The following is a 22,023-nucleotide window of genomic DNA, read 5'->3' as shown; positions in this document are numbered from 1 at the left end:
CTTCAGTGCTGTCAGTAGGAAAAAGTAGGAACATTCCAGAGGAGTTTTATAAAGTTTCCATGAAGCAGTCACCCCATTTATGAAGCTTTTGTAAAATAGTAGGCAGGCTTTTGTGAAGTTTTTATAAAGAAGTAGGTTGAATTTATCAAGCCTGTGTAAAACGGTAGGCAGGTTTTATGAAGTTCAGGTCAACTTGCCCACAGGTGTGTCTAAAGGAGTGAAAAAATACTCATGCGTCTTGAGGAAGCACTCGAACTTCTGCAATTCTTCGTGTCTACCCAAACCCGCCAGCACTTGAATACTCTGCAAATTGCCGTTCTGCGGGGAGCCTGGGAAAATCAAACCTACGAGCAAATAGCAGAAACCTACTGCTTTTCCAGTGCCCACGCTAAAACTTTTGGCGCTAAGTTATGGGACTTTCTCTCCCAAATACTGGGTACAAAAGTGAATAAAAAGAACTTTTCCGTCGTTCTGGAGCGCAAAGCGAAAGAATGGGCAACAGATGTGGCAACGGATGGGGTAACGGATGTAGCGGATAAGTTATCGGTTTTTCCAGAAATACCCTCTTGCACCCACCACCCATCCGTTACATCCGCTTTCAATACCGTTGCCACCGTTGCCACCACACTCCCCGAAGTACCTAGCGGACAAGTTCCTCTCGACTCTCCCTTCTATATCCAACGTCCCCCCATCGAACAACGCTGCTATGACACAATATTGCAACCAGGAGCTTTAATTCGCATTCATTCTCCCCAGCAAATGGGTAAAACCTCTCTGATGGCACGAATTCTGCATCAGGCGAGAGTGCAAAGCTATCGTACTGTTACCTTAAGCTTGCACCTTGCTGAGAAAAGTGTTTTTACTAGCCTCGATAGATTCTTACAATGGTTCTGTGCTAGTGTCGGGAAAAGCCTCGGATTACCCAATCAGTTAGCTGACTATTGGGATGATATTCTCGGCAGTAATGCTAGCAGTACTGATTATTTCGAGAACTATCTCTTAGCTGAACTGAATAGTCCCATCGTCATCGGCTTAGATGAATTAGATATCTTATTTCAATACCCCGACATTGCCTCAGACTTTTTCAGCCTGCTACGAACCTGGCATGAAATAGCCAGATATGGAAATAGTTGCAGTGCGATTTGGCAAAAACTGCGAGTCGTGGTTGTCTATTCTACAGACGTGGATGTACCCTCAAGTCGGAATCGCTCACCCTTTAATATCGGACTTTTGATTAAATTACCAGAGTTCACCAGAGAACAGGTACACGAGTTGGCACAACGTCGGGGACTGAACTGGAATGCTTCTCAAGTTGAACAACTCATGTCTTTAGTCGGGGGTCATCCCTATCTGATCCACAAGGCACTTTACCACATTGGGCATCAAGATGTTACCCTAGAACACCTGCTGCCTCAATACGTTAAAAAAGGCAGAATTTATGGGGAATACCTGCGTCAGCAATTGGCGAATTTACAACAGCATCCCCAACTTTATGAAGCATTTGCTCAGGTTGCAAGTTCGCCGACCCCCATCGAATTAGAACGGGTGCAGGCGTTAAAATTGCACAGTATGGGACTAGTGCATCTGCAAGGGAGTCAGGTGATGCCTAGCTGTAATCTATATCGTCACTATTTTAGCGCTTCCATTGGTTCTTAAAATAGTGATGATATCAAACAGAAACGAGAGAGAGTAAAGAGTTGCCAATTAGATGCACAACAGCTTACTCTAGAGCAAGGCAACTGGAGAGCGATCGCATTTCTAGATTTGTTCAAAATTCCAACTAGAAAAATTAAGCCTAAGCTACAGCAAAGTCCCGACAAAGCCCAAGCTTTACGCCAAGCGATGTTAACCACAATGAAACAGCATCCCAACCCCAGAGATTGGGCAGCATTTACGTTAATTGGTGAAGATGATTGTCTCTTGAATTGGATTGAAAACCAGAATATTTAATTGTGCTTCTTGAATCGTTTGCTGGGTAAACGGGCGGCGAAAATGGGAACGGCTAAGTAAAGTTTACGTTCGGGTTATTGTGCTTTTAACGCAATTCGATAACTGAAACATTGACCAACGGCTAACGGTGTTGTGAAAACGATCTTTTGCAGCCATGGTTTCGGTATTCTCCGGCTAGGCTAAACCGCTGATGCAGAATGCTGACCAATAGCGTTTAGGGGCAAAGGGGAGAGGGTGATCATAGTCCATCAATATTAACAAAGCACCGATCTACATCGTCTGAATTGAATAAAATTTTAACGCTATGGCACACCTACGGCAGGCTGCGCCAACGATGCCCCATGAAACTGCCATTCAATAAGGATTTTGTTTCATAATGGCACCAGCAACGTACCTGTAAGATCGGTGTCTAGAGGATGTCACGTATTATAACCTCCACGGTCTTCTGATGAGCGCAGATAAAGAGTAAGATAGCTCTAATAACGCTATATCCTGCTTTTTTTTGACTACCTGGATAACACTGAAAACAACGAATGCTCGCTGGGAAGCTGAACTAATGCAGCAGGTGCTAGCAGCCCACGACATCCCCAGTCGGATTATTGACCGGGGAATGAGTCCCTATTTTGGTGCGGGTAGTCCGGCTGCGCTGCAAGTTCGCTCTCAGGATCAATGGACGGCTTTACTTTTGTTAAGTTCTCCAGAGGAGCAAGCAGGCGTATCGGATAACAACTAAGGAATCAAAACTTTTCATGTCTCTATTCGACTGGTTTGCAAATCGACGAAAATCAGAACCGATTCATCAACAGCGACAGGAACGTGAGATTGCGGATGGTCTGTGGACGAAGTGTGAGGCTTGCGGGGTTGTCACCTACACCAAAGACCTGAGGGCTAACCAAATGGTCTGTCGGGACTGCGACCATCATATGCGCGTGTATAGCGACGAACGTATTCGCCAGCTCATTGATGTCAATACGTGGATGTCTCTAAACGATCAACTTCGTCCTACCGATCCCCTAAAATTTCGCGATCGCAAATCCTACAGCGATCGCTTACGAGAAACCCAAGAAAAAACGAAGCTTGTCGATGGGGTTCAAACCGGACTCGGTCAGCTCGATAGTTTACCTGTAGCTTTGGGGGTTATGGATTTCCGCTTTATGGGCGGCAGTATGGGTTCTGTGGTGGGTGAAAAACTGACTCGCCTGATTGAAGAAGCCACAAGACGGCGCTTGCCCGTTGTCATCGTTTGCGCCTCTGGGGGAGCCAGGATGCAAGAAGGGATGTTAAGCCTGATGCAGATGGCGAAAATATCTGGGGCGCTGGAGCGGCATCGCGAAGCCAGACTGCTTTACATCCCAGTTCTGACTCATCCCACAACCGGCGGCGTGACGGCTAGCTTTGCCATGCTTGGAGACATTATTCTGGCAGAACCCAAGGCAACCATTGGGTTTGCCGGACGGCGAGTCATTGAGCAAACCCTCAGAGAAAAGCTCCCCGACGATTTTCAGACGGCAGAATATTTGCTGGGACATGGCTTTGTTGATGCGATCGTACCCCGCACCCACTTAAAGAAAACCCTTGCCCAGTTTATTCGCTTGCACCAACCCCTGCCAGCGCCACCGCCAGTCGTTTCCCTACCAGAAGCGATGACCCTAACCGTCAGAAGTGCTGATTGATCCCCATCCGGTAACTAATGTAGGGAAAGGCGTCCCTAGAGTGGCATCATATTCATATTGAAGCGACTTAATAGACCTATATATAGGTTGGCTGCAATGCCGAGAGATTAAGTCAATGCTTTTTGCTAACGCACCTAAAACGAATAAGCCAATTTTTCCAAGGAGAACCAAGAATGAAGCGATTGATCGTGCTGGTTGTGGTGAGTGTATTATTTGCTTTTCAAATTGGGGTTGCCAGTGCAGCAGCCGTCGAACTAGACAAGGATATTCGCACAATCAAGTTGAATGAAGCGGGTGATACCGTTGTTTTGAGCATCGCCGAAGTCGAGGGGGGCAAACGCCTCTTTAACGATACCTGTAGTCAATGTCATGCGGGAGGCAGAACCAAAACTAACCCCAATGTGGGTTTAAGTTTAGACGATCTGGCTGGTGCTGTGCCAGAACGGGATAATATCGCGGCGTTGGTCGATTATATGCAAAACCCCACAACCTATGATGGAGAAGTTGAAATTTCTGAATTACATCCCAGTACCAAGAGTGCTGATATTTATCCAGAAATGAGAAACTTGACCGAAGATGACCTGAAAGCGATCGCAGGTCATATTCTCATCCAGCCCAAAATCCGTGGCGTTATGTGGGGAGGTGGCAAGGTTTACAACTAACGACCGAGCTTTTTTAAAAACTTTACTGAAGGGTTGGAGGTTAGAAGGTTAGAAGGCTGTAGCGCTTGAACGTTCAACTTTCAATCCGCTAACGTTCAGCCCTTCAAAGAAGGAGAGATGCAAGAAAGAAGGACAAAGAACTAATGCTGACCTATTTCATTAAGATCGCTCAATGGTGGCATTCATTACAGCATCGTCTTATTTCGTTTCGCTTTTTAGCCGTTGCTTTGATTGCTGTAGTAATAGTGTTTACGGTCAGCTCACCCGCTTACGCTGATATCGATAGCTACGTCAAACGCTACCTGAAAGCCCTAGATCCAGTCGCTCTAGATATGGACGGACAAGGACATACCCAGGAATTTTCTGCGGAGGATTTATCGGAAGGAAAAGTCCTATTTGAAAATCATTGCTTAAATTGCCATGTAGGAGGATCAACCTTGCCAAACCCAACCGAGTCTCTAGCACTCGATACCCTGGCAGGTGCCACCCCTCCCCGTGATAATATCAACGGCATCGTGACGTTCCTCAGACAACCCATGACCTACGATGGCAGCGAAGAAAGCTTTTGGTGCCGTCAAGTGCCGGAAACTTGGATGCCCCAGGAGCAAATTGAAAAGTTAGCGGCATTCGTACTCAGAGCTGCAGAAACAGCTCCTGGATGGGGAAACGAGCAGTTTTAAGGGAATACGAGAACTCCAAACCCTAAATAATCCCGTAGGACAGGCAGGATGCCTGTCTAACCTAACTCACGCTGCCTTTTTTAGTGAAAATCTCTAAAAAATCTCTTGCTAACTGCCAGAATTATAGCAGGAGAGTGTAAAAATGGGGTTTGAGGTATCAGTATAGCGCTAGCGCCCCAATCCGATGAAAACAGCGACGCGCCCAGACGAATTAGAGCGATTAGGGAACCGTCTCCAGGAAGGCTTACAGTCAAAGCTGCCAGAGTCGATTCCCGTTCAGGTTCGCTGTCAGCTTAAAGATGAGATATTGGCGATTTGGGTACAACATCCAGAGGATGCCATACCAGAACAACAACAAGTCTTTGATTTCATCGAACAAAACATCCATCTCCACAATCCCCCTGCCAGCAAAAAGATACAACTGTACTTGAAAAAAGTAGGGCAAAAGCAGCCCTATGCCTTCCACTCGTTCCCTGTCGAACCCGTAGAAGCAGACGCTACTCCGATTGAGCCATTGCCGGAAACGCCCTTCAAGGAGTCCGAGCCTTCCCCTGCTAAGGCAACGAACAAGGGACAGGATGCTGTAGACGCTCCATCACCACCCCCCTCTCAGGATTCAGGAACGGCAGACACATCGCCTCACCCTTGGGATCAACCGATTCCCAACCCAGAAGTGGATGAGTCGTCGGAGAAAACCCCCCCATCGGTGAAAACCCGATTGAAAGCCTCCTGGTTGCCATTGATAGCAGCGGGTACAGGGTTAAGTTTGGTGGTTTTCTTGGGCACGCTTTACCTTCTCACTCGCCCCTGTGTGATTGGAGAGTGCAGGGCGATTCCTGAAGCAGAACAGTTAAGCCAAAAGTCAGCCAAAACCTTGCAAAACCCAGAATCGGGAAAAGCGGTTCTAGAAGCGCAGGCTCAGTTGCAGGAGGCAATTGAATTGGTCGAAGCGATTCCGCCCTGGTCAAGTCATCACAACCAAGCCAGAGAGCTATCGGAGGCGTATCAAGGGCAGGCAGAAACCGTTGCCGACATGGTAGAGGCGCTGAAAACGGCAGCAAGGGCAGGTTATCAAAGCCAAAACCCCCCCCATGCAGAATCTAAGTGGATCGAAATTCAGAACCTCTGGCGAGAAGCAATTGCTAAACTCGAACAGTTGCCCACCGATAGCAATCTCCAGCCTCTGGCAAAACAAAAAATTAAGGCATATAAAACTAATTTAGAGGAAATTAATCAGCGACTGCTCAAAGAGCGACAGGCGCAAGGACATTTGCAAGCGGCGAAAGAAGCAGCTCGCATGGCTCAAGCTCGTCAAGGTGTTGCCCAAACCTTGGCAGACTGGCAGTTGGTTTATGCCACTTGGCAAACCATAATGAAGCGCCTCAAGCAGATTCCCCAAGGCACGACAGCCTACAAGGAAGCCCAGGAGTTATCGGCACTGTACCTGCCCGACATGACAAGTGCCCGCGATCGCAAAACTCAGGAGCAAATAGCCGCCAACGCTTACAATCAGGGAGTCCGTCTAGCTCAACTGGCAACCGATTCTCAGAATGATAGTCAATGGTCAGTGGCGTTGATTCACTGGCGTAATGCCTTGACCTACGTCAATCAAGTGCCCAGGGACACCTATTACTACGGCAAAGCCCGAATTCTGGTTGAACCTTACAAAGGTGCTCTCAAGCAAGCTCAAGGGCAGTTACAGTTAGCCGTAAAACTTCAACAAGCCCGCAGCGATCTTAATCAGACTTGCTCTGGAAGCCCGCAAGTGTGTAGCTACACCCTCGATAAAAAGGCTATCAAAGTCCGACTAACACCCGCCTATGTTGAAATGGTGAGACAAAGAGAACTCAGTGCTAGAGCGAAGGGTGATTCAAATTCTCATAGCAGTATTGTCAATCACATCTTGACCTTAGGAGAAGCCTTAGAAGCGATTAGTGATAATGCCGAAATTCCTTTGGAGGTGTATTCTCCAGATGGTACGTTGATTGAGTCACACAATCCATCGAGTTGAATCAAAATGATTGCGCGGGTTCATCGGTCATTCAGCCTCGCCAACTAAGGTAAAAGCTGTTCAGTTATTAATTGTTGGAGATGTTTTCTAATTACCCCAATCTAAGCGATCGCTATCAAGTCACCATACTCCGTTGCCATCTCCACTGCCGTCAGCGCATCCGTTTCCACCTGTGGACTCCAAAGCAACTCAAACACCAACAGGTACTCCAAGGGTAAGATTAAAATAAGTCCAATTCGTATCGATAGTTCTGCTGATGTCTCTCATCACCATTCGCGAACAGCAGTCAACGGATAGCGGGTTTAGGGCTACGCTGAGTTTTGATGGACGGGTGAATTATCCTATCACGATTACTGACCCGTTTACGCCCAAGGAAGAACAGCAGTTAGAGTGGTATTTTGAAGAGTGGTTGGTGTTTCCGCAACTGGGAACGGTGCAGGCAGCACGAGCGGAGGAATCTGTCAAGGGGTATGGGGAAAAGTTATTTGAGCAGGTTTTTAAGCGTGATTTTGATGCCTATAGCGAGTATCGGCAACTGCGGGGGAATTTAGCTCAGGTACAGATTGAGATAGAGAGTCAGACGCCGGAGTTTCAGGCGTTGCATTGGGAGGCGTTGCGTGATCCAGATTTGCCGCGTCCCTTGGCGGTGGATTGTGTGATGCTGCGGAAGCGGGTGCAACCTGTTCCGGTGCAGGCGAATGTGCAGCCGTTTCCGGTAATTAATCTGCTGATAGTGACGGCGCGACCGGATGAAGAGAAGGATGTCGGGTATCGCACGATTTCTCGTCCGTTGATTGAAGCCATTGAAACGGCGCGGTTACGGGTGAATGTGGAGTTGCTGCGTCCGGGGACTTTTGAGGCGTTATCCAAGCATTTGGACGACAAGGGGGCAGGATACTATCACATTATCCATTTTGACGCTTATGGGGCGTTGATGGCGTATGAACAGATACAGAAAGGGGTGGAAAAGAAGCGGTATCTGTTTCAGACTCGGTATGGGCGGGAGGATATTCAGCCGTATGAGGGGGTGAAGGCGTTTCTGTTTCTGGAGGGGGAAACTCAGGGAAAGGCTGATCCGGTGGAGGCGTCGGAGTTGGCGGGGTTGCTGACGGGGAAGGGGATTCCGGTTTGTGTGTTGAATGCGTGTCAGTCGGGGAAAGAACGACAGAAAAATTCTGGGCGTATTCTGCTTCAAATTCATCCCAAGGTACTAGAGCCGCCATGATTACCCAACGGTTATCCTGTGATAACTTTCACGCCATGGGGTAACTCGAACTTGGACGGTGGGGTCGGGGTTGATTCAACTTTTCGATACATTTGCCCTGGTGGAAGTACAAGGGTTTTGACGGATTTTACCAAATTTTCGGGGATCTAAGCAACTGTCAAAGCGGCTCAAAGTACCGATGGCTAAAGATTAGAGCTTTGTGCAGCAAGCCCTATTTATACTCTCCCTGTGTTAGTTCCCGAATGAGTTTAACTGTCGAATTGTTCGCGTCAATCTCTCGCGGACATAAACTCGCTCTATTGAACTAACTTTTGTTTAACCTAAATGGTGCAATTGCTTACTCAGACTACTGTGTGGCTGCTGATAAAGCTAGTGGGCTATCCATTTGAGCGAACGGTGAGTCTAATACTCACCAGAGAGTTTTTGATACTCGCCAGAGAGCCAAAAATACAAACAACCAACAACCAAGGTTTTTGTTAACCTCCCTAGCCTCCCTTAAAAAAGGAAAAAGGGGAAAGGGAAAACAACTACTATTTTTCTCCCTAGATACTCCACCTCTTCCCCCAGAATAAAAGTTTATCCTTATCCTCCCCCCTTACTAAGGGGGGTTAGGGGGGTAAACAAAAGCAGAAATTAATTACTTAATCCATCAGTTGTGTTTCTCCGACTTATTCAGCAGACCCTATATTAGGCAATACAGCGTTTGCTCATCTTTCTTCCTGTGTATGAAATCACCCTGCTTACCGATGGAGTAAGAGCCAAAATTAATAATTGCCAAAAAAGCAGCCTGCCAAATAAACAAGCTGCTTTGAGAATTTATAACTAAACGGTAGCAGACTACATCATACCCATGCCGCCCATGCCACCCATGCCGCCCATACCGCCCATACCGCCCATGCCGCCCATGCCGCCCATGTCGGGGGCAGCGGATTTCGGCTCAGGTTTCTCGACGACAAGAGCTTCCGTTGTCAAGACCATACCAGCGATGGAACCTGCATTCTGTAGCGCCGATCGCACGACTTTGGCAGGATCGATAATGCCAGCGGCAATCAAGTCTTCAAACTTACCTGTGGCAGCATTGTAGCCCGTGTTGCCTTCGCTCTGTTTTACCTTCTCGACAATGACAGAACCTTCAACACCAGCATTATCTGCCATCTGACGTAAGGGAGATTCTAATGACCTGGCAACGATGTCAGCACCGATTTGCTCTTCGGCATTCATGTGCTTCTTCACCTCGGCAATTTTGGGAATCAACCGAATCAGCGTGGTTGCACCACCTGGCACAATCCCTTCATCTACAGCGGCTTTCGTGGCGTTGAGAGCGTCTTCAATCCGCAGTTTGCGGTCTTTGAGTTCTGTTTCTGTGGCAGCACCCACCTTGATGACCGCTACACCACCGGCTAATTTGGCAATCCGCTCTTGCAGTTTTTCTTTATCGTAGTCGGAATCAGTTTCTTGAAGTTGCTGGCGAATTTGGGCAATTCGCTTATCAACATCTCCTTTCGTTTCACCACTGGCAACAATGGTGGTGCTGTCTTTATCGATGGTGATTTTCCGGGCAGTACCCAGCATATCTAGGGTCGCAGTATCTAAGCTCAGACCGATTTCTTCAGAAATAAGCTGTCCACCTGTGAGAATGGCAATGTCTTGCAACATCTGCTTACGGCGATCGCCAAAACCAGGGGCTTTCACTGCCGCTGCATTCAGGACGCCCCGCGCTTTATTCACGACCAGGGTTGCCAGGGCTTCCCCGTCTACATCTTCAGAAATAATTAGCAGGGGTTCACCCGCACGAGCCACTCGCTCTAAAACGGGAACTAAGTCCTGAATCGTGCTAATTTTCTTATCGGTAATCAGGATACGGGAATTTTCAAATTCCACTGTCATCCGTTCTTGATCGGTGACGAAGTACGGCGAGATGTAACCCCGGTCAATTTGCATCCCTTCCACGACTTCCAGTTCAGTCGAGAGAGATTTTGACTCTTCTACGGTGATAACGCCGTCCTTGGTCACTTTGTCCATGGCTTGGGCAATCATTTCGCCCACTTCCTCGTCGTTACCCGCAGAAACCGTGGCAACTTGGGCGATCGCACCGCCAACCACTGGCTGTGCCATGGACTCAATTTCTTTGACTAGATAAGCGATCGTTTTCTCAATGCCTCGGCGCACGGCAACCGGATTGGCACCAGCGGCAACGTTCTTCAGTCCTTCCCGGATCATCGCTTGACCCAGAACCGTAGCCGTTGTGGTGCCATCACCGGCTATCTCTTTGGTTTTGGACGCGATTTCTTGAATGAGTCGAGCGCCAGTATTTTCTAACGGGTCTTCTAATTCAATTTCTTTAGCGACGGTAATGCCATCGTTGACGATTTGGGGTGCGCCATAGGGCTTTTCCAACAGCACATTGCGACCTTTAGGTCCCAAGGTAATGCGGACGGCATCCGCCAAGGCGTTGACGCCCCGCTCTAAAGCTCGTCTGGATTCTTCGTTAAACGAAACGATTTTTGCCATAGGTTGAGGTTGTTTGGTCGTAACTCCATTAGCAAATTTAGCACTCATAGGGAAGGAGTGCTAAGTGAACGGCGGTTCGGTTATCACTCCTTGGGGTGGGGGTTGGGAGCTATTAAGTATTTTTACTCAGCGTTTTTAGGAAAGATGGGGATGAGGGCTGATACCTTTTCCTACTTTTTAAAAGTCAAAAAAAAGGGACTCTACAAATTTTTGATTTCCACAACTTTACAGAATCTTTATATAGTCTTTATGGAAAATTTATATTAATGGAATTGGGACTGGGAATGAAAAAGTGATCGCAATCCCAATTCCATTGCAGGTCAACTTGCACCAAACTCAGCCTGCAATGCTTCATCGTTGTCATCAGCAATCGTGGCTACTACGGTAACGGCGCGGGAAATTTCTCCTGGGGAGAGTTCGGCTACAGTACGAGATGATACCACCACAATTTGATTCTCAACAATGGCGAAACTGGATTCAAAGGTATCAGACCAATTCATTTCTAGAAGCCTGCGCATCAATTGAGCCTCACTCTTAGCCGGTAGCTGAAGCACCGATGACCAAACGGTGAAGGTATCCTCATCCGTAGAACCCGTCAGTTGCACAAACACTTCAACGCTACCGTACTTGAACTTCCACAGATAGCCTTCATCATTGTGACTTACCATGGCACTGTCGTCTTGCTCTAAGCTGGAGATCACCGTTTCAATAGTCTCTACATAGTTGGCAGTAGCCATATCCTCGATTAACTCATTGGAGACTATTTCTTCGGTTGACAGGGCTTCAGTAGAAACCGTTTCCGGGTTCGGCTTTTGGGTCGTCATACGCTTTTCTCGGGACTCATCTTGGGGTGTACTTATGACTCAGTATCGCCTCTGGATGCCCCTCTTCGCATCTTTGATATTATGAGTTTTATTAATTAAAACCAGTTCTTTACTCCCCACTCCCCACTCCCTCTTTTCTTTACACAGTAGCTTCGGGAGGCTTACGAGCAATCCAATACTTACTCATAAAGTGGTTCTGGGTTGTAATGTTCTCGAACCCTGCCGCCTCAAGACGTTCTACCAAATCATCCGTGATGTAGTTTCTGTAGTACGGTTCGTGGAACATCACTGGGAAGTTTTCCATCATCGGCATCAACTCGGGAAAATCTATTGCCTGAATCGAGTCACAGATGATAAAGACTCCTCCCGGTTGCATAACCCTAAACCCTTGGTTGATGATTCGCTGACGCACCGAAGGCGGCAGTTCGTGGAAGAGAAACACACAAGTAACACCATGGAAGTAGTTGTCTCGATACGGTAACTCCTCTGCCTTCCCCTGTACGAGTTGCGGTAATTCTCCTGGAATTTCGGACAATAGCTGGTTTGCTTTGCGCAGGTAAGCGGGTGACAAATCTACACCAAATAGAGAAGCTTGAGGTAGAGTTGCCCGAATCATTTTCAAGGTGCGACCGGTGCCGCAAGCGATATCCAGAACCCGGATTTGCTTGGGTGAAACCGAATGTGGAGATGTTCCATGAAACGTCTCTACCAGTCCTTCCTTTAAGGGTGCCAGAACCCGTCGCCGCATGGGGTCGGCACTGCCACTGAAGAGAATTTCGACCTGCAAGTCATACAGGTTAGCGGAGGCATCACTCAAATAGCCATCGGTTTGGTAATGGAAGTTGCGCCGATAGTACTGGGGATAGTCTTCCGTATCAATCTCTGGCGAGAACTCCTGAAATTGATTCTGGTGCCTTCGTTGCCAAGTTTTTGCCAAATCTAGGCACACCTCTGGATAGTAGTGAAAGAAGTCTTCCCAAGGATTATCAAACAGCAAACTTTTGGGATACACGCCCCGCTCTGCATCCTGCCAATCGGTTTCCAGAATTTGATCAAGCCTTTGGCGCAAATTTTGTATAACCTCTGGGGAGACTGGTTTGGTTTGAAGCTGATTAACAGGAGGATCAATAAGATTCAGCAGTTGCGAACTCACGTTTTTGTGGGCAAGGGCAAAAAGAGCCTTACCCTGCTGAAATACCTGATAAGTCAGTTGGGTGAAGGTATCGGACATAGAACTTGTCAGTTGGTCTTATAGTTGTTAAGTTTTATTGTAAATAATTGTAACAAAAAAACCGAAGAAATTCATAAGTCAAAAGGCAGATTTGATGGAAGGTACAGCCTAATACCTGTACCCTATCCAGTTGCCATTCTTGTTGTTGTTAAAACTCTTGTGGGATGAGCCGAAAAGCTCGTCCTAACTTAGCCCATAAAAAAGCCACCCCTAGGGGTGGCTGCGGCGCTATTTTTTTGGCTAATGGCTGAGACTAACAATCGTAGTAGAGGGAAAACTCATAAGGATGGGGTCGCAGCCGCATCGGGTTGATTTCGTTATCAAGTTTGTACTCAATCCAGTTTTCGATGAAATCTTCGGTGAAGACACCCGTGCTGGTCAAGAAAGAATGATCCTTCTCCAGACTTTCTAAAGCGCCTTCTAAGGAACCCGGCGTTGAGGGAATCTTCTTGAGTTCCTCTGGAGAGAGGTCGTAGATATCCACATCTAGGGGTTCGCCTGGGTCAATCTCGTTCTTAATGCCATCAAGCCCAGCACAGAGCAGGGCAGCAAAGGCAATATAAGGGTTGCAAGTCGCATCCGGACAGCGGAACTCCATCCGCTTCGCCTTAGGATTGTTGCCAGACAGGGGAATACGGATTGACGCCGAACGGTTTCCTTGAGAGTACGCCAGGTTAACAGGGGCTTCAAACCCAGGCACCAAGCGCTTATAAGAGTTGGTGGTTGGGTTAGTCAAAGCCAACAGTGCTGGCGCATGTCTGAGTAGCCCCCCAATGTAATTCAGTGCCATCTTGCTCAGATTGGCGTAGCCATCGCCGAAGAAGAGGGGTTGTCCACCCTTCCAGATGGACTGGTGAGTGTGCATCCCAGAACCGTTATCGTTAAAGAGCGGTTTGGGCATGAAGGTGGCACTTTTACCATACTTCTTAGCCACGTTTTTGATGACATACTTATACGTCATCAAATAGTCAGCCGCTTCGACTATGGGGGCAAATCGGAAACCCAGCTCGTTCTGTCCACCTGTGGCGACCTCGTGGTGGTGCTTTTCAATGGGTACACCGCACTCTGCCATGGTTAGCAGCATTTCGGTACGCATATCTTGCAGGGTGTCCGTGGGTGAGACGGGGAAATACCCTTCTTTGTACCGGGGTTTATATCCCAGGTTGCCGCCTGCTTCTTCCCGTCCAGAGTTCCAGCGCCCTTCAACGCTGTCTACATAATAGAAGCCCTTACTTTCGGTTTGGTCAAAGCGGACATCATCAAAAATGAAGAATTCAGCCTCTGGACCAAAGTAAGCCATATCGCCAATTCCTGTCGAACTCAGGAATTCAAACGCTTTGTTCGCAATAGTGCGAGGATCGCGGCTGTACCATTCCCCTGTGCGTGGCTCCTTAATCGAGCAAATCATGCTCAGGGTTTTTTCTTTCATGAATGGGTCTATCCAAGCGGTCTTGGGATCTGGCACCATTGCCATGTCAGATTCGTTAATCGCTTTCCAACCCCGAATACTTGACCCGTCAAAGGGAACCCCTTCATCAAAGGAACTCTCGTCAATTTGGTTTTGGTAGAACGAGCAATGCTGCCAGATTCCTGGCATATCAATGAATTTGAGGTCAATAATCTTAATGTCTTCGTCTTGAATCATTCTCAAGACATCTTGTGGGGTTTCCGGCATGAATGACTCCTTTTGTCAGCTTGACTCTTGTTTATAAAAGAAGAACAAACAAATAGTTTAACGATAGTGATTGATGGAGGGTAATTCAGTCAAGTGTTACACGCACTGAAATTGGGTCGATTGGGAAACCGTAAGTTTTTGGCGGTATGGCTATTGAACTCGAAGCGATTCCCCCAGTTGCTAACCCAAGTACGAGTTAGCGGGAGAAGGTACGTTTGAGTTCAGAGACCCTCTGCTAGAGAGAGTTGTGTCGCTGTACCTAGTCAGGTCTACCTCAACCAAGCTATGGGGCTTAAGCCCAGCTCCCCTGCATCTGACTCATCCTATGGATAGGGAGTAGGAGCTTTTGTATTAAAAGTTACAGAATATCTTTTCCGAACTTCTGGCTATTCTGAGAAAAATATTAAGATGTAGCAAAATTAACAAAACATCATTAACTATAAGTCAAAAAGCTATAAAATACAGTAACATGGGCTAAAATAGCGAAATTGCCCTGGAATCGATCCTTTTGCGGGTCAAGCCTATGTGATGATTAATAGATAAAGAAATACAGATTGTTGTCGGGAGAGCTATTTCATGAGGGATGCGATTACAAGCCTCATTAGGAATTACGATATCACAGGCCGTTATTTAGACCGCGATGCGATTGATTCGCTCAAGTCCTACTTTGATAGCGGTACAGCACGAGTCGTAGCTGCTTCAGCGATTAATTCAAATGCAGCAGCAATTGTCAAGCAAGCAGGGTCACAACTTTTTGAAGAAGTCCCAGAACTTCTTCGTCCTGGTGGCAATGCTTATACAACTCGTCGCTATGCCGCTTGTTTGCGGGATATGGACTACTATCTGCGCTATGCCAGCTATGCCCTAGTTGCAGGTAGTTGTGATGTACTGGATGAGCGGGTGTTACAAGGTCTGCGAGAAACTTACAATTCTCTAGGAGTGCCAATTGGTCCAACCGTTCGGGGCATTCAGCTTATGAAAGACATTGTTAAAGAACAAGTGGCAGAGGCTGGAGTCACAAATACCGTATTTGTCGATCAGCCCTTTGACTACATGACCCGTGAGTTGAGCGAACGGGATCTCTAATGACCCTTGCCCTCCTTGTTTGAGGGTTGGGTTTTCCCTGCGGATGCTTGCTACAGGTAACAAGGAGTGGGAGCGGGGGAGCAGGGGAGCAGGGGAGGATAGGCTTTGCTGCCATTTCTTCCCCATCTTCCCCACTCCCAAAAATCAAAAACTTTCTATCTCACCTTATAGAGCAACCCTATAGATGAGTAGCTTTTTATACAGTATTAAAAATGAAGAGCTGATAAAAATAAAAACAGCCAATAATTTGTAGGAAAACTTAATAATTAATGGCTTCTAGGGTTCCGGTTTAAGAACTAAACACTTAAGCGGCTGGTCCGAGAGAAGCAAGCCACCTTGTCACGAGTTTTTTGGTGAATCCCAGAAACTATATGAAGGGGCGACACGGCGGGAAAAAAGCCCGGGAGAAGTAAATGATAGTTGCCTGACTATCGTTACTTTCCCGGTTTTTTTGTGTTTTCGAATCCTGAATTTTTGGTGTTTTAGGGGTTTTATCAGGGTAAAAGTATGACCGAACAGCCATTTTTTCAACCTCCCAATGCTGATTTAAACGGACATTTGACTGAAGCCAGTCGCGCCTTAGAACGAGAAGCGCAGTTGCCGATGACAGGTTGGCAACAGGAGGTTTCTAGGGGCTTAGAGTACGGGTTAGAAGCGGCTGAAAGCATCCGCGATCGCTCCATTTCCACCTTCTCTCGTGGGGAACTCCCTCACTACGCGGGCATCAATACCTTCCTCAAAGCCCCCTACTTAGAAGATGTGCGCCAAGTTGGAAACTACGATGTTGCCATTATTGGAGTTCCTCACGATTCTGGCACAACCTATCGTCCCGGAACCCGTTTTGGTCCCCAAGGCATTCGCCGCATCTCTGCCCTTTATACCCCCTACAACTTTGAACTAGGCATTGATTTACGAGAGCAAATTACTCTCTGTGATGTTGGCGATATCTTTACGATTCCTGCCAACAACGAAAAATCCTTCGACCAAATTTCTAAAGGGGTAGCTCACGTTTTTAGTTCCGGTGCGTTTCCCATTATTTTGGGCGGCGATCATTCTATTGGCTTTCCTACCGTTCGGGCAGTATGCCGTCACTTAGGCGACAAAAAAGTCGGAATTATTCACTTTGATCGCCATGTCGATACTCAAGAAACCGACTTAGACGAACGGATGCATACCTGTCCCTGGTTTCATGCCACCAACCTCAAAAATGCTCCCGCTAAAAACTTGGTTCAATTGGGAATAGGCGGTTGGCAAGTTCCACGTCAGGGTGTGAAAGTTTGCCGGGAAAAAGCATCGAATATTCTGACTGTTACTGATATCACAGAAATGGGTTTGGATGCCGCCGTCGATTTTGCTCTAGAACACGCCTTAGATGGTACGGACTGCGTGTATGTCAGCTTTGATATTGATTGTATTGATGCCGGGTTTGTACCTGGAACTGGATGGCCTGAACCTGGTGGTTTACTACCCAGAGAAGCCCTCTATATGCTGGGCAAAATTGTCCGAAAGGCTCCCGTTTGTGGTTTAGAAGTGGTAGAAGTTTCGCCGCCCTACGATATTAGCGACATTACTTCATTGATGGCAACTCGCGTCATCTGCGATACTATGGCTCACTTAGTCTTATCTGGTCAACTTCCAAGAAAAGAAAAGCCTGCCTACATTCACCCAGAAATTCAACACGAATTAGTTGAACCGTGGATTTAAATTAGCTATACATCCTCTGCTAACCATCACGAATAAACCATGACGAATCATGCATGAGACTGACATGACCAAAGCGCTGATTCTGACAGTAAAAGACTGGTGGGAATCCCAACCAGAAAGTTACTCGATTCAGAGTATTCATTTAAAGGTGGGTAAATTTACCTGCGTTGAACCCGTTAGCCTACAATTTGCTTTTGAAGTACAAACTCGCACGACTTTTTTAGACGGAGTTCAACTGGTTATTCAAGAAACTCCTTTAATTGCCTTTTGCCATTGCTGTCAAGAAAATTACACTCCAAAAATAGGACTACAGTATGCCTGCCCTCACTGTCATTCGCCGATGGAAGATATTCGGTCGGGACGAGAATTAAAAATTGATCGAATTGAATATACGGCTAACTCAGCCTGTTGCACAGGTAGTTTAAAAACGCAAACGGAGATATAAAATGCATCAAACTTTCGACGCGGCTTTAGGCATTAATTTACTCCACGCCAACCAAGCAGGAGCTGACCATAATCGAGAACATTTTGATGAGTGGGGCATTACCTGTCTCAATATTATGAGTAGCCCGGGTGCTGGTAAAACGGTACTCCTAGAACGAACCTTGGCAGCGCTGAGTGACGCCTTGAAAATAGCTGTCATTGAAGGAGACATGACAACTGAACTCGATGCCGAACGTTTGCGTTGCTATGGTGTTCCTGTAATTGCGATTAATACTGGGCGTTCTTGCCACCTCGATTCCAAGATGGTAGCGGGAGGTATTCACCAACTGGCACAGGATTACAATCCTTCAGAGTTTGATTTAGTGCTAGTAGAAAATGTAGGTAACTTGGTTTGTCCGGCTGAATTTGAAGTGGGAGAACATATCAAAGTTGCTCTTCTGAGTGTAACGGAAGGTGAAGATAAACCCCTGAAGTATCCAGTGATGTTTCGAGAAGCGGATTGTTTATTGATTACCAAGATAGATTTAGCGCCCTATTTAGACATAGAGGTGAGTCGCATTGCTGCGAATGCTCGTCAGATTAATCCTGATGTTAATATTATTGCCATCTCTGCTAAAACGGGCGAAGGATTAGCAATTTGGTTAGATTGGGTGCGGGGTCAAGTTGCAAATTTAACCCGCTCTCCTGCCAGTGTGTCGTTAGCAAAGCTTGGCTGATACAGAAAATCGAAAAAAAACTGTTGCAAAACATACAAAAAAGTAATGATTAGCATGGTGAAATAAGGCAGATCACTGATGGCTTATGAATAAGCGCGATAACCCAGTTGTACTTGTTTTGACGTTAGTGGCTACGCTGGGTCTAGTCGGAGGAAGTCTTTGGGTGTTGGGCAAGATGGCTCCCGAATGGATACCTAGCTTATCCAATCAGACTGAAACCAAAACGGCAACGGGTGAACTCACTATCTTAGGGGATACCTTTAGTGGTTACAGCACCTTTCGGAATGCCGCGTTTCAGGATGCCCTTAAAGAAGTTGGGATCAAACTGCGTTATCAAGATGAGTTTGATCAAGCTAAACGAGCTGAATTATTAAATCAGGGAAAAGCCGATCTACTAGTCACTACCCTCGATCAGTTTCTCCAACAAAAACCGCAAGGAAAAATTGTCGGGTTAATCGACCGCACGGTAGGGGCTGATGCTGTTGTTCTGAATACGAAAAAGTATCCTAATCTCAAGTCACTCCTTGATCTGAGCCAACTGGTACAGCAGGAGCGATCGCAAGGACAACCGTTAACCATTACCTTTGCTGGCGATACTCCCAGTGAATACCTGGCATTAGTGCTGAGTACTAAATTTGAGGCATTTAAGCTGGCTGATTTTCAAGTGAAAAAAGTCGCTGATGCATCCGAGGCATGGCAGTTACTACAAGACCCCAATCAGAATGTCGCTGTAGCCGTGATTTGGGAGCCGTATGTCACCCAAGCACGACAGCAGGGGTATACCGTGGTGCTATCGAGTAATGATGCACCGGGGGCGATTGTAGATGTGATGGTTGCTTCCAACCGCCTGATTGAGTCTCAACCCGATCAGATATCCGAATTACTCGAATCCTACTACCGCCGCATCGATGCCAATGTCCGGGAACCCTCGCAGTTAAAAACCCAAATTGCGGAAGATGGCGAATTATCAGCGAATGACGCTACCGCTGTTTTGCAGGGCATTGATTTTTTTACAGCCCTAGAAGCCAAACAATGGATTGCCGATGGCACCCTCGAAAAACGCATTGGTTCTACAGCCGCTGTACTGGTGCTAGCGGGTCGGATGAATGACGTTCCGCAAACCCCGCAGGATTTATATTCCTCTGAGTTTATTACAAAGGCAGCTAGCAACACCGAAACCTTAATTAGCCTCGTGCGTGCCGATAACCCAGAACTGGCAGACCGACTGGCAGGCAAAGGGGAAACCGTCGCTGCTGTACCCCAAGTCCCTGCCCAACAAATTACCACAGCCCCCAATATCGGCAACTTGAACGTGCGGGGAGACGTGAAATTTAGCGTCGGTTCAGCCGCATTGACGAATGAAGGCAAACAAACCCTGAATCAGTTAGCCAACGAAGTGCGGGAATTCAACCCCCAAACGGTTGCCGTGCGGGTGATTGGGCATACCTCTAAGACAGGTTCTGTTGATTTCAATCAAAAATTGAGCCAACAGCGAGCTGAGGTAGTGGTTAACTATTTACGCAATCTGGGTCTTAAGCATAACTTTGTGGCGGAGGGCAAAGGCTTTAATCTACCCCTGTCTGGTATTTCCCCAGATGATCTGCGCCAACAACGCACAGAAATTCGTCTTGTTCGCGTTAATTGACACAACAAACTGACTTTATCCAATTAAGAGCAAACGGCATGAGTATTCGTAAAATTTTAATCGGGTTCACCATTTTTTTAGTCAGTTTCACGCTCGCCGTTAGTTGTACACCGTCTCAAACACCTTCAACGTCAGATTCTTCCTCAACTCCATCAGCCAGCACGTCAGCGGTGCAGATGGGGTTTAGTGCGTGGCCCGGTTGGATTCCCTGGCAAATCGCCCAAGAGGAAAAGCTCTTTGAAGCGAACAATATCAAGGTAAATTTGAAATGGTTCGACGGCTATTTAGATTCAATTAATGCTCTGGCAGCAGGTCAGTTAGATGCCAATACCCAAACCTTGAACGATACAATTAGTTCAGTGGCGGCGGGTGCGGATCAGGTTATTGTATTAGTTAATGATAACTCAACGGGCAACGACAAAATTATTGTCAAAGACGGAATTAATAGCATCGCTGACTTGAAAGGCAAAACCATTGCCGTAGAAGCCGGAACCGTTGACCACTTCCTTTTACTGTTAGGCTTACAAAAAGAAGGGTTATCCGGTGATGATGTCAAAATTCAACCCTTAGAAACAGGGGCAGCCGCCGCCGCATTTGTAGCAGGGCAGGTGGATGCTGTGGGTGTATTTGCACCCTTCACAACTCAAGCACTCCAGCGTTCTGGGAGTAAAGAACTGTTTAGTTCAGCAGACTTTCCGGGTGCAATTCCTGACCATTTAGTGGTGACTCGCAAAATGATTGAAGAACGCCCCCAAGATATTCAGGCACTAGTGAATACCTGGTTCGATACTCTCAACTTCATTGAAACCAATAAAACCAAGTCCTTTGACATTATGGCGAAACGGGCTGGGGTGTCGGTGAAAGAGTATCAAGACTACAATTCCGGAACGACTCTTTTCACTGTTGAAGATAATTTAAAGGCGTTTGAACCCGGTGATAACATGACGTCCTTACCCCATGCTGCTCAGGAAATCAGCAAATTTTTGGTAGATGTTGGGTTGACTGAAAATGCACCGGACGTGAGTACTATCTTTGATGATCAATTCGTTAAAGCTTATGCCGAACAGCAGAAATCTTAACTCATTCTGAACATTAAGACCATCTCGGATTCTACTAATTATATGAATGAATCTAGGGAGTATTTGACATCCGCTGATACCTCTGGGCTACGCCAAATGCTGCAACCCACCGTCTTTTGGCGCATTGCTGAAGACATTCCCAAGCGCTTGACTTGGATGCTAATGGCATTGTCTATTATTGTGCCATTTGTATTTTGGTGGCTGCTTTCTAATTCCGGTTGGGTAGAACCTTTGTTTTTACCAACTCCTGCTCAAGTTTGGGAGGCGATTCACAATCTTTGGGTGAGTGGCGATTTACCGAAAGATATTGGGTTTAGTTTATTTCGGGTTCTCAGTGGGTTTCTGTTCGCCGCAATTATTTCGATTCCGTTGGGAATCTTAATGGGCACGTTTCCCAGCATTCGGGCGCTGATGGAACCGATTATTGGCATTGTGCGGTATATGCCTGCCCCTGCTTTCATCCCCCTGCTAATTTTATATTTTGGGCTGGGAGAAATGCCGAAAATTATACTGATTTTCATCGGCACTTTATTTTTTAACACCCTGATGGTCATGGATTCGGTGAAATTTGTGCCAAAGGAGTTGATTGAAACAACCTATACCCTAGGAGGACAACGCCTACAAGTTTTATTGCAAGTTATTTTACCCTTTACTCTGCCCAAAATTATTGATGCCTGTCGAGTTAACATGGCAGCCTCTTGGAACTTAGTGATTGTATCGGAGTTGGTGGCGGCAACAGAAGGGTTAGGACGCCGGATCAGTGTTGCTCAACGATTTCTAAAAACCGATCAAATTTTTGCGGGACTGATTGTTATTGGTTTGATTGGTTTGGCGATTGATCTTTTGTTTCGATTGCTCCTGCGAGTGTCTTGTAAGTGGGCGGCTGAGTAAATGGGGAGTGGGGAGT

General features: G+C 46.8%; 18 protein-coding genes, 3 pseudogenes and 1 riboswitch. Of the genes and pseudogenes, 15 read left to right on the top strand and 6 right to left on the bottom strand.

Features of this window, described 5'->3' with window-relative positions; all coding sequences use genetic code 11:
* Nucleotides 1-231: 231 nt before the first annotated feature.
* The 7 genes and pseudogenes from IQ257_RS08230 to IQ257_RS08200 all read left to right on the top strand — a co-directional run bounded on the left by IQ257_RS08230 (nucleotide 232) and on the right by IQ257_RS08200 (nucleotide 6,976).
* The gene (locus IQ257_RS08230; protein ID WP_193878680.1) at nucleotides 232-1,656 is read left to right on the top strand and encodes an AAA-like domain-containing protein; all 1,425 of its coding nucleotides are present in this window, start codon (nucleotides 232-234) and stop codon (nucleotides 1,654-1,656) included.
* A 144-nt stretch (nucleotides 1,657-1,800) separates the two neighbouring features.
* Nucleotides 1,801-1,950: pseudogene (locus IQ257_RS08225) on the top strand (CHAT domain-containing protein); the annotation flags it as partial.
* A 502-nt stretch (nucleotides 1,951-2,452) separates the two neighbouring features.
* Nucleotides 2,453-2,683 (top strand): DUF2007 domain-containing protein, encoded by a 231-nt coding sequence (locus IQ257_RS08220; protein ID WP_193878682.1) that lies wholly within the window; start codon nucleotides 2,453-2,455, stop codon nucleotides 2,681-2,683.
* 16 nt (nucleotides 2,684-2,699) lie between these two features.
* Nucleotides 2,700-3,623: an acetyl-CoA carboxylase, carboxyltransferase subunit beta gene (gene accD, locus IQ257_RS08215; RefSeq protein ID WP_193878684.1), complete on the top strand. Its 924-nt coding sequence runs from the start codon at nucleotides 2,700-2,702 to the stop codon at nucleotides 3,621-3,623.
* Nucleotides 3,624-3,796: 173 nt separating this feature from the next.
* Nucleotides 3,797-4,285, top strand: coding sequence for a photosystem II cytochrome c-550 (psbV, locus tag IQ257_RS08210; protein WP_193878686.1), 489 nt, complete (start codon nucleotides 3,797-3,799; stop codon nucleotides 4,283-4,285).
* Between the two features lie 143 nt (nucleotides 4,286-4,428).
* Nucleotides 4,429-4,965, top strand: coding sequence for a photosystem II cytochrome PsbV2 (gene psbV2, locus IQ257_RS08205; protein ID WP_193878688.1), 537 nt, complete (start codon nucleotides 4,429-4,431; stop codon nucleotides 4,963-4,965).
* 184 nt (nucleotides 4,966-5,149) lie between these two features.
* Nucleotides 5,150-6,976 (top strand): hypothetical protein, encoded by a 1,827-nt coding sequence (locus IQ257_RS08200; protein WP_193878690.1) that lies wholly within the window; start codon nucleotides 5,150-5,152, stop codon nucleotides 6,974-6,976.
* 101 nt (nucleotides 6,977-7,077) lie between these two features.
* Here the strand turns inward: IQ257_RS08200 and IQ257_RS08195 are convergent, their stop codons facing one another.
* On the bottom strand, nucleotides 7,078-7,188 hold the full coding sequence (locus IQ257_RS08195; RefSeq protein ID WP_228062074.1) for a DUF1517 domain-containing protein: 111 nt from the start codon (nucleotides 7,186-7,188) through the stop codon (nucleotides 7,078-7,080).
* 44 nt (nucleotides 7,189-7,232) lie between these two features.
* Between IQ257_RS08195 and IQ257_RS08190 the strand changes: the two are divergent.
* A pseudogene (locus IQ257_RS08190) lies at nucleotides 7,233-8,138 on the top strand (CHAT domain-containing protein); the annotation flags it as partial.
* Nucleotides 8,139-8,142: 4 nt separating this feature from the next.
* On the opposite strand, the pseudogene IQ257_RS08185 reads toward IQ257_RS08190, so the two are convergent.
* From IQ257_RS08185 to glnA, 5 genes and pseudogenes are all read right to left on the bottom strand, one after another.
* Nucleotides 8,143-8,293: pseudogene (locus IQ257_RS08185) on the bottom strand (IS5/IS1182 family transposase); the annotation flags it as partial.
* Between the two features lie 745 nt (nucleotides 8,294-9,038).
* Nucleotides 9,039-10,712 (bottom strand): chaperonin GroEL, encoded by a 1,674-nt coding sequence (gene groL / locus IQ257_RS08180; RefSeq protein WP_193878704.1) that lies wholly within the window; start codon nucleotides 10,710-10,712, stop codon nucleotides 9,039-9,041.
* A gap of 320 nt (nucleotides 10,713-11,032) precedes the next feature.
* Nucleotides 11,033-11,536, bottom strand: a complete 504-nt coding sequence (locus IQ257_RS08175; protein WP_193878696.1) for a YbjN domain-containing protein — start codon at nucleotides 11,534-11,536, stop codon at nucleotides 11,033-11,035.
* A 139-nt stretch (nucleotides 11,537-11,675) separates the two neighbouring features.
* Nucleotides 11,676-12,767, bottom strand: a complete 1,092-nt coding sequence (locus IQ257_RS08170) for a class I SAM-dependent methyltransferase (protein WP_193878698.1) — start codon at nucleotides 12,765-12,767, stop codon at nucleotides 11,676-11,678.
* 253 nt (nucleotides 12,768-13,020) lie between these two features.
* The gene (glnA, locus tag IQ257_RS08165) at nucleotides 13,021-14,442 is read right to left on the bottom strand and encodes a type I glutamate--ammonia ligase (RefSeq protein ID WP_193878700.1); all 1,422 of its coding nucleotides are present in this window, start codon (nucleotides 14,440-14,442) and stop codon (nucleotides 13,021-13,023) included.
* 576 nt (nucleotides 14,443-15,018) lie between these two features.
* Here glnA and apcB point away from each other — a divergent pair.
* The 7 genes from apcB (at nucleotide 15,019) to IQ257_RS08130 (ending at nucleotide 22,007) form a co-directional block, all read left to right on the top strand.
* On the top strand, nucleotides 15,019-15,528 hold the full coding sequence (gene apcB / locus IQ257_RS08160; RefSeq protein ID WP_193878702.1) for an allophycocyanin subunit beta: 510 nt from the start codon (nucleotides 15,019-15,021) through the stop codon (nucleotides 15,526-15,528).
* Nucleotides 15,529-15,793: 265 nt separating this feature from the next.
* Nucleotides 15,794-15,937: riboswitch (guanidine-I (ykkC/yxkD leader) on the top strand.
* A 98-nt stretch (nucleotides 15,938-16,035) separates the two neighbouring features.
* Nucleotides 16,036-17,232: an agmatinase gene (gene speB / locus IQ257_RS08155; RefSeq protein ID WP_193881796.1), complete on the top strand. Its 1,197-nt coding sequence runs from the start codon at nucleotides 16,036-16,038 to the stop codon at nucleotides 17,230-17,232.
* A gap of 49 nt (nucleotides 17,233-17,281) precedes the next feature.
* Entirely contained in the window at nucleotides 17,282-17,677 is a 396-nt protein-coding gene (gene hypA, locus IQ257_RS08150) for a hydrogenase maturation nickel metallochaperone HypA (RefSeq protein WP_193881799.1), read from the top strand.
* Nucleotide 17,678: 1 nt separating this feature from the next.
* Nucleotides 17,679-18,392, top strand: a complete 714-nt coding sequence (hypB, locus tag IQ257_RS08145) for a hydrogenase nickel incorporation protein HypB (RefSeq protein WP_193881802.1) — start codon at nucleotides 17,679-17,681, stop codon at nucleotides 18,390-18,392.
* A gap of 85 nt (nucleotides 18,393-18,477) precedes the next feature.
* Nucleotides 18,478-20,037 (top strand): OmpA family protein, encoded by a 1,560-nt coding sequence (locus IQ257_RS08140; RefSeq protein WP_193881805.1) that lies wholly within the window; start codon nucleotides 18,478-18,480, stop codon nucleotides 20,035-20,037.
* A gap of 38 nt (nucleotides 20,038-20,075) precedes the next feature.
* Nucleotides 20,076-21,116, top strand: a complete 1,041-nt coding sequence (locus IQ257_RS08135; protein WP_193881808.1) for an ABC transporter substrate-binding protein — start codon at nucleotides 20,076-20,078, stop codon at nucleotides 21,114-21,116.
* A gap of 96 nt (nucleotides 21,117-21,212) precedes the next feature.
* On the top strand, nucleotides 21,213-22,007 hold the full coding sequence (locus tag IQ257_RS08130; protein WP_416207924.1) for an ABC transporter permease: 795 nt from the start codon (nucleotides 21,213-21,215) through the stop codon (nucleotides 22,005-22,007).
* Nucleotides 22,008-22,023: the final 16 nt, after the last annotated feature.

Source organism: Coleofasciculus sp. LEGE 07092, assembly GCF_015207375.1.
Lineage (GTDB): Bacteria > Cyanobacteriota > Cyanobacteriia > Cyanobacteriales > Coleofasciculaceae > LEGE-07092.
Note: the sequence above shows the minus strand (reverse complement) of the source record. Positions and strands in the feature narration are given on the sequence as shown.

Coding starts and splice junctions, on each gene's coding strand:
- IQ257_RS08230 (WP_193878680.1), top strand. CDS start 232: ATGCGTCTTGAGGAAGCACTCGAACTTCTGCAATTCTTCGTGTCTACC.
- accD (WP_193878684.1), top strand. CDS start 2,700: ATGTCTCTATTCGACTGGTTTGCAAATCGACGAAAATCAGAACCGATT.
- psbV (WP_193878686.1), top strand. CDS start 3,797: ATGAAGCGATTGATCGTGCTGGTTGTGGTGAGTGTATTATTTGCTTTT.
- psbV2 (WP_193878688.1), top strand. CDS start 4,429: ATGCTGACCTATTTCATTAAGATCGCTCAATGGTGGCATTCATTACAG.
- IQ257_RS08200 (WP_193878690.1), top strand. CDS start 5,150: ATGAAAACAGCGACGCGCCCAGACGAATTAGAGCGATTAGGGAACCGT.
- groL (WP_193878704.1), bottom strand. CDS start 10,712: ATGGCAAAAATCGTTTCGTTTAACGAAGAATCCAGACGAGCTTTAGAG.
- IQ257_RS08175 (WP_193878696.1), bottom strand. CDS start 11,536: ATGACGACCCAAAAGCCGAACCCGGAAACGGTTTCTACTGAAGCCCTG.
- IQ257_RS08170 (WP_193878698.1), bottom strand. CDS start 12,767: ATGTCCGATACCTTCACCCAACTGACTTATCAGGTATTTCAGCAGGGT.
- glnA (WP_193878700.1), bottom strand. CDS start 14,442: ATGCCGGAAACCCCACAAGATGTCTTGAGAATGATTCAAGACGAAGAC.
- apcB (WP_193878702.1), top strand. CDS start 15,019: ATGAGGGATGCGATTACAAGCCTCATTAGGAATTACGATATCACAGGC.
- speB (WP_193881796.1), top strand. CDS start 16,036: ATGACCGAACAGCCATTTTTTCAACCTCCCAATGCTGATTTAAACGGA.
- hypA (WP_193881799.1), top strand. CDS start 17,282: ATGCATGAGACTGACATGACCAAAGCGCTGATTCTGACAGTAAAAGAC.
- hypB (WP_193881802.1), top strand. CDS start 17,679: ATGCATCAAACTTTCGACGCGGCTTTAGGCATTAATTTACTCCACGCC.
- IQ257_RS08140 (WP_193881805.1), top strand. CDS start 18,478: ATGAATAAGCGCGATAACCCAGTTGTACTTGTTTTGACGTTAGTGGCT.
- IQ257_RS08135 (WP_193881808.1), top strand. CDS start 20,076: ATGAGTATTCGTAAAATTTTAATCGGGTTCACCATTTTTTTAGTCAGT.
- IQ257_RS08130 (WP_416207924.1), top strand. CDS start 21,213: ATGCTGCAACCCACCGTCTTTTGGCGCATTGCTGAAGACATTCCCAAG.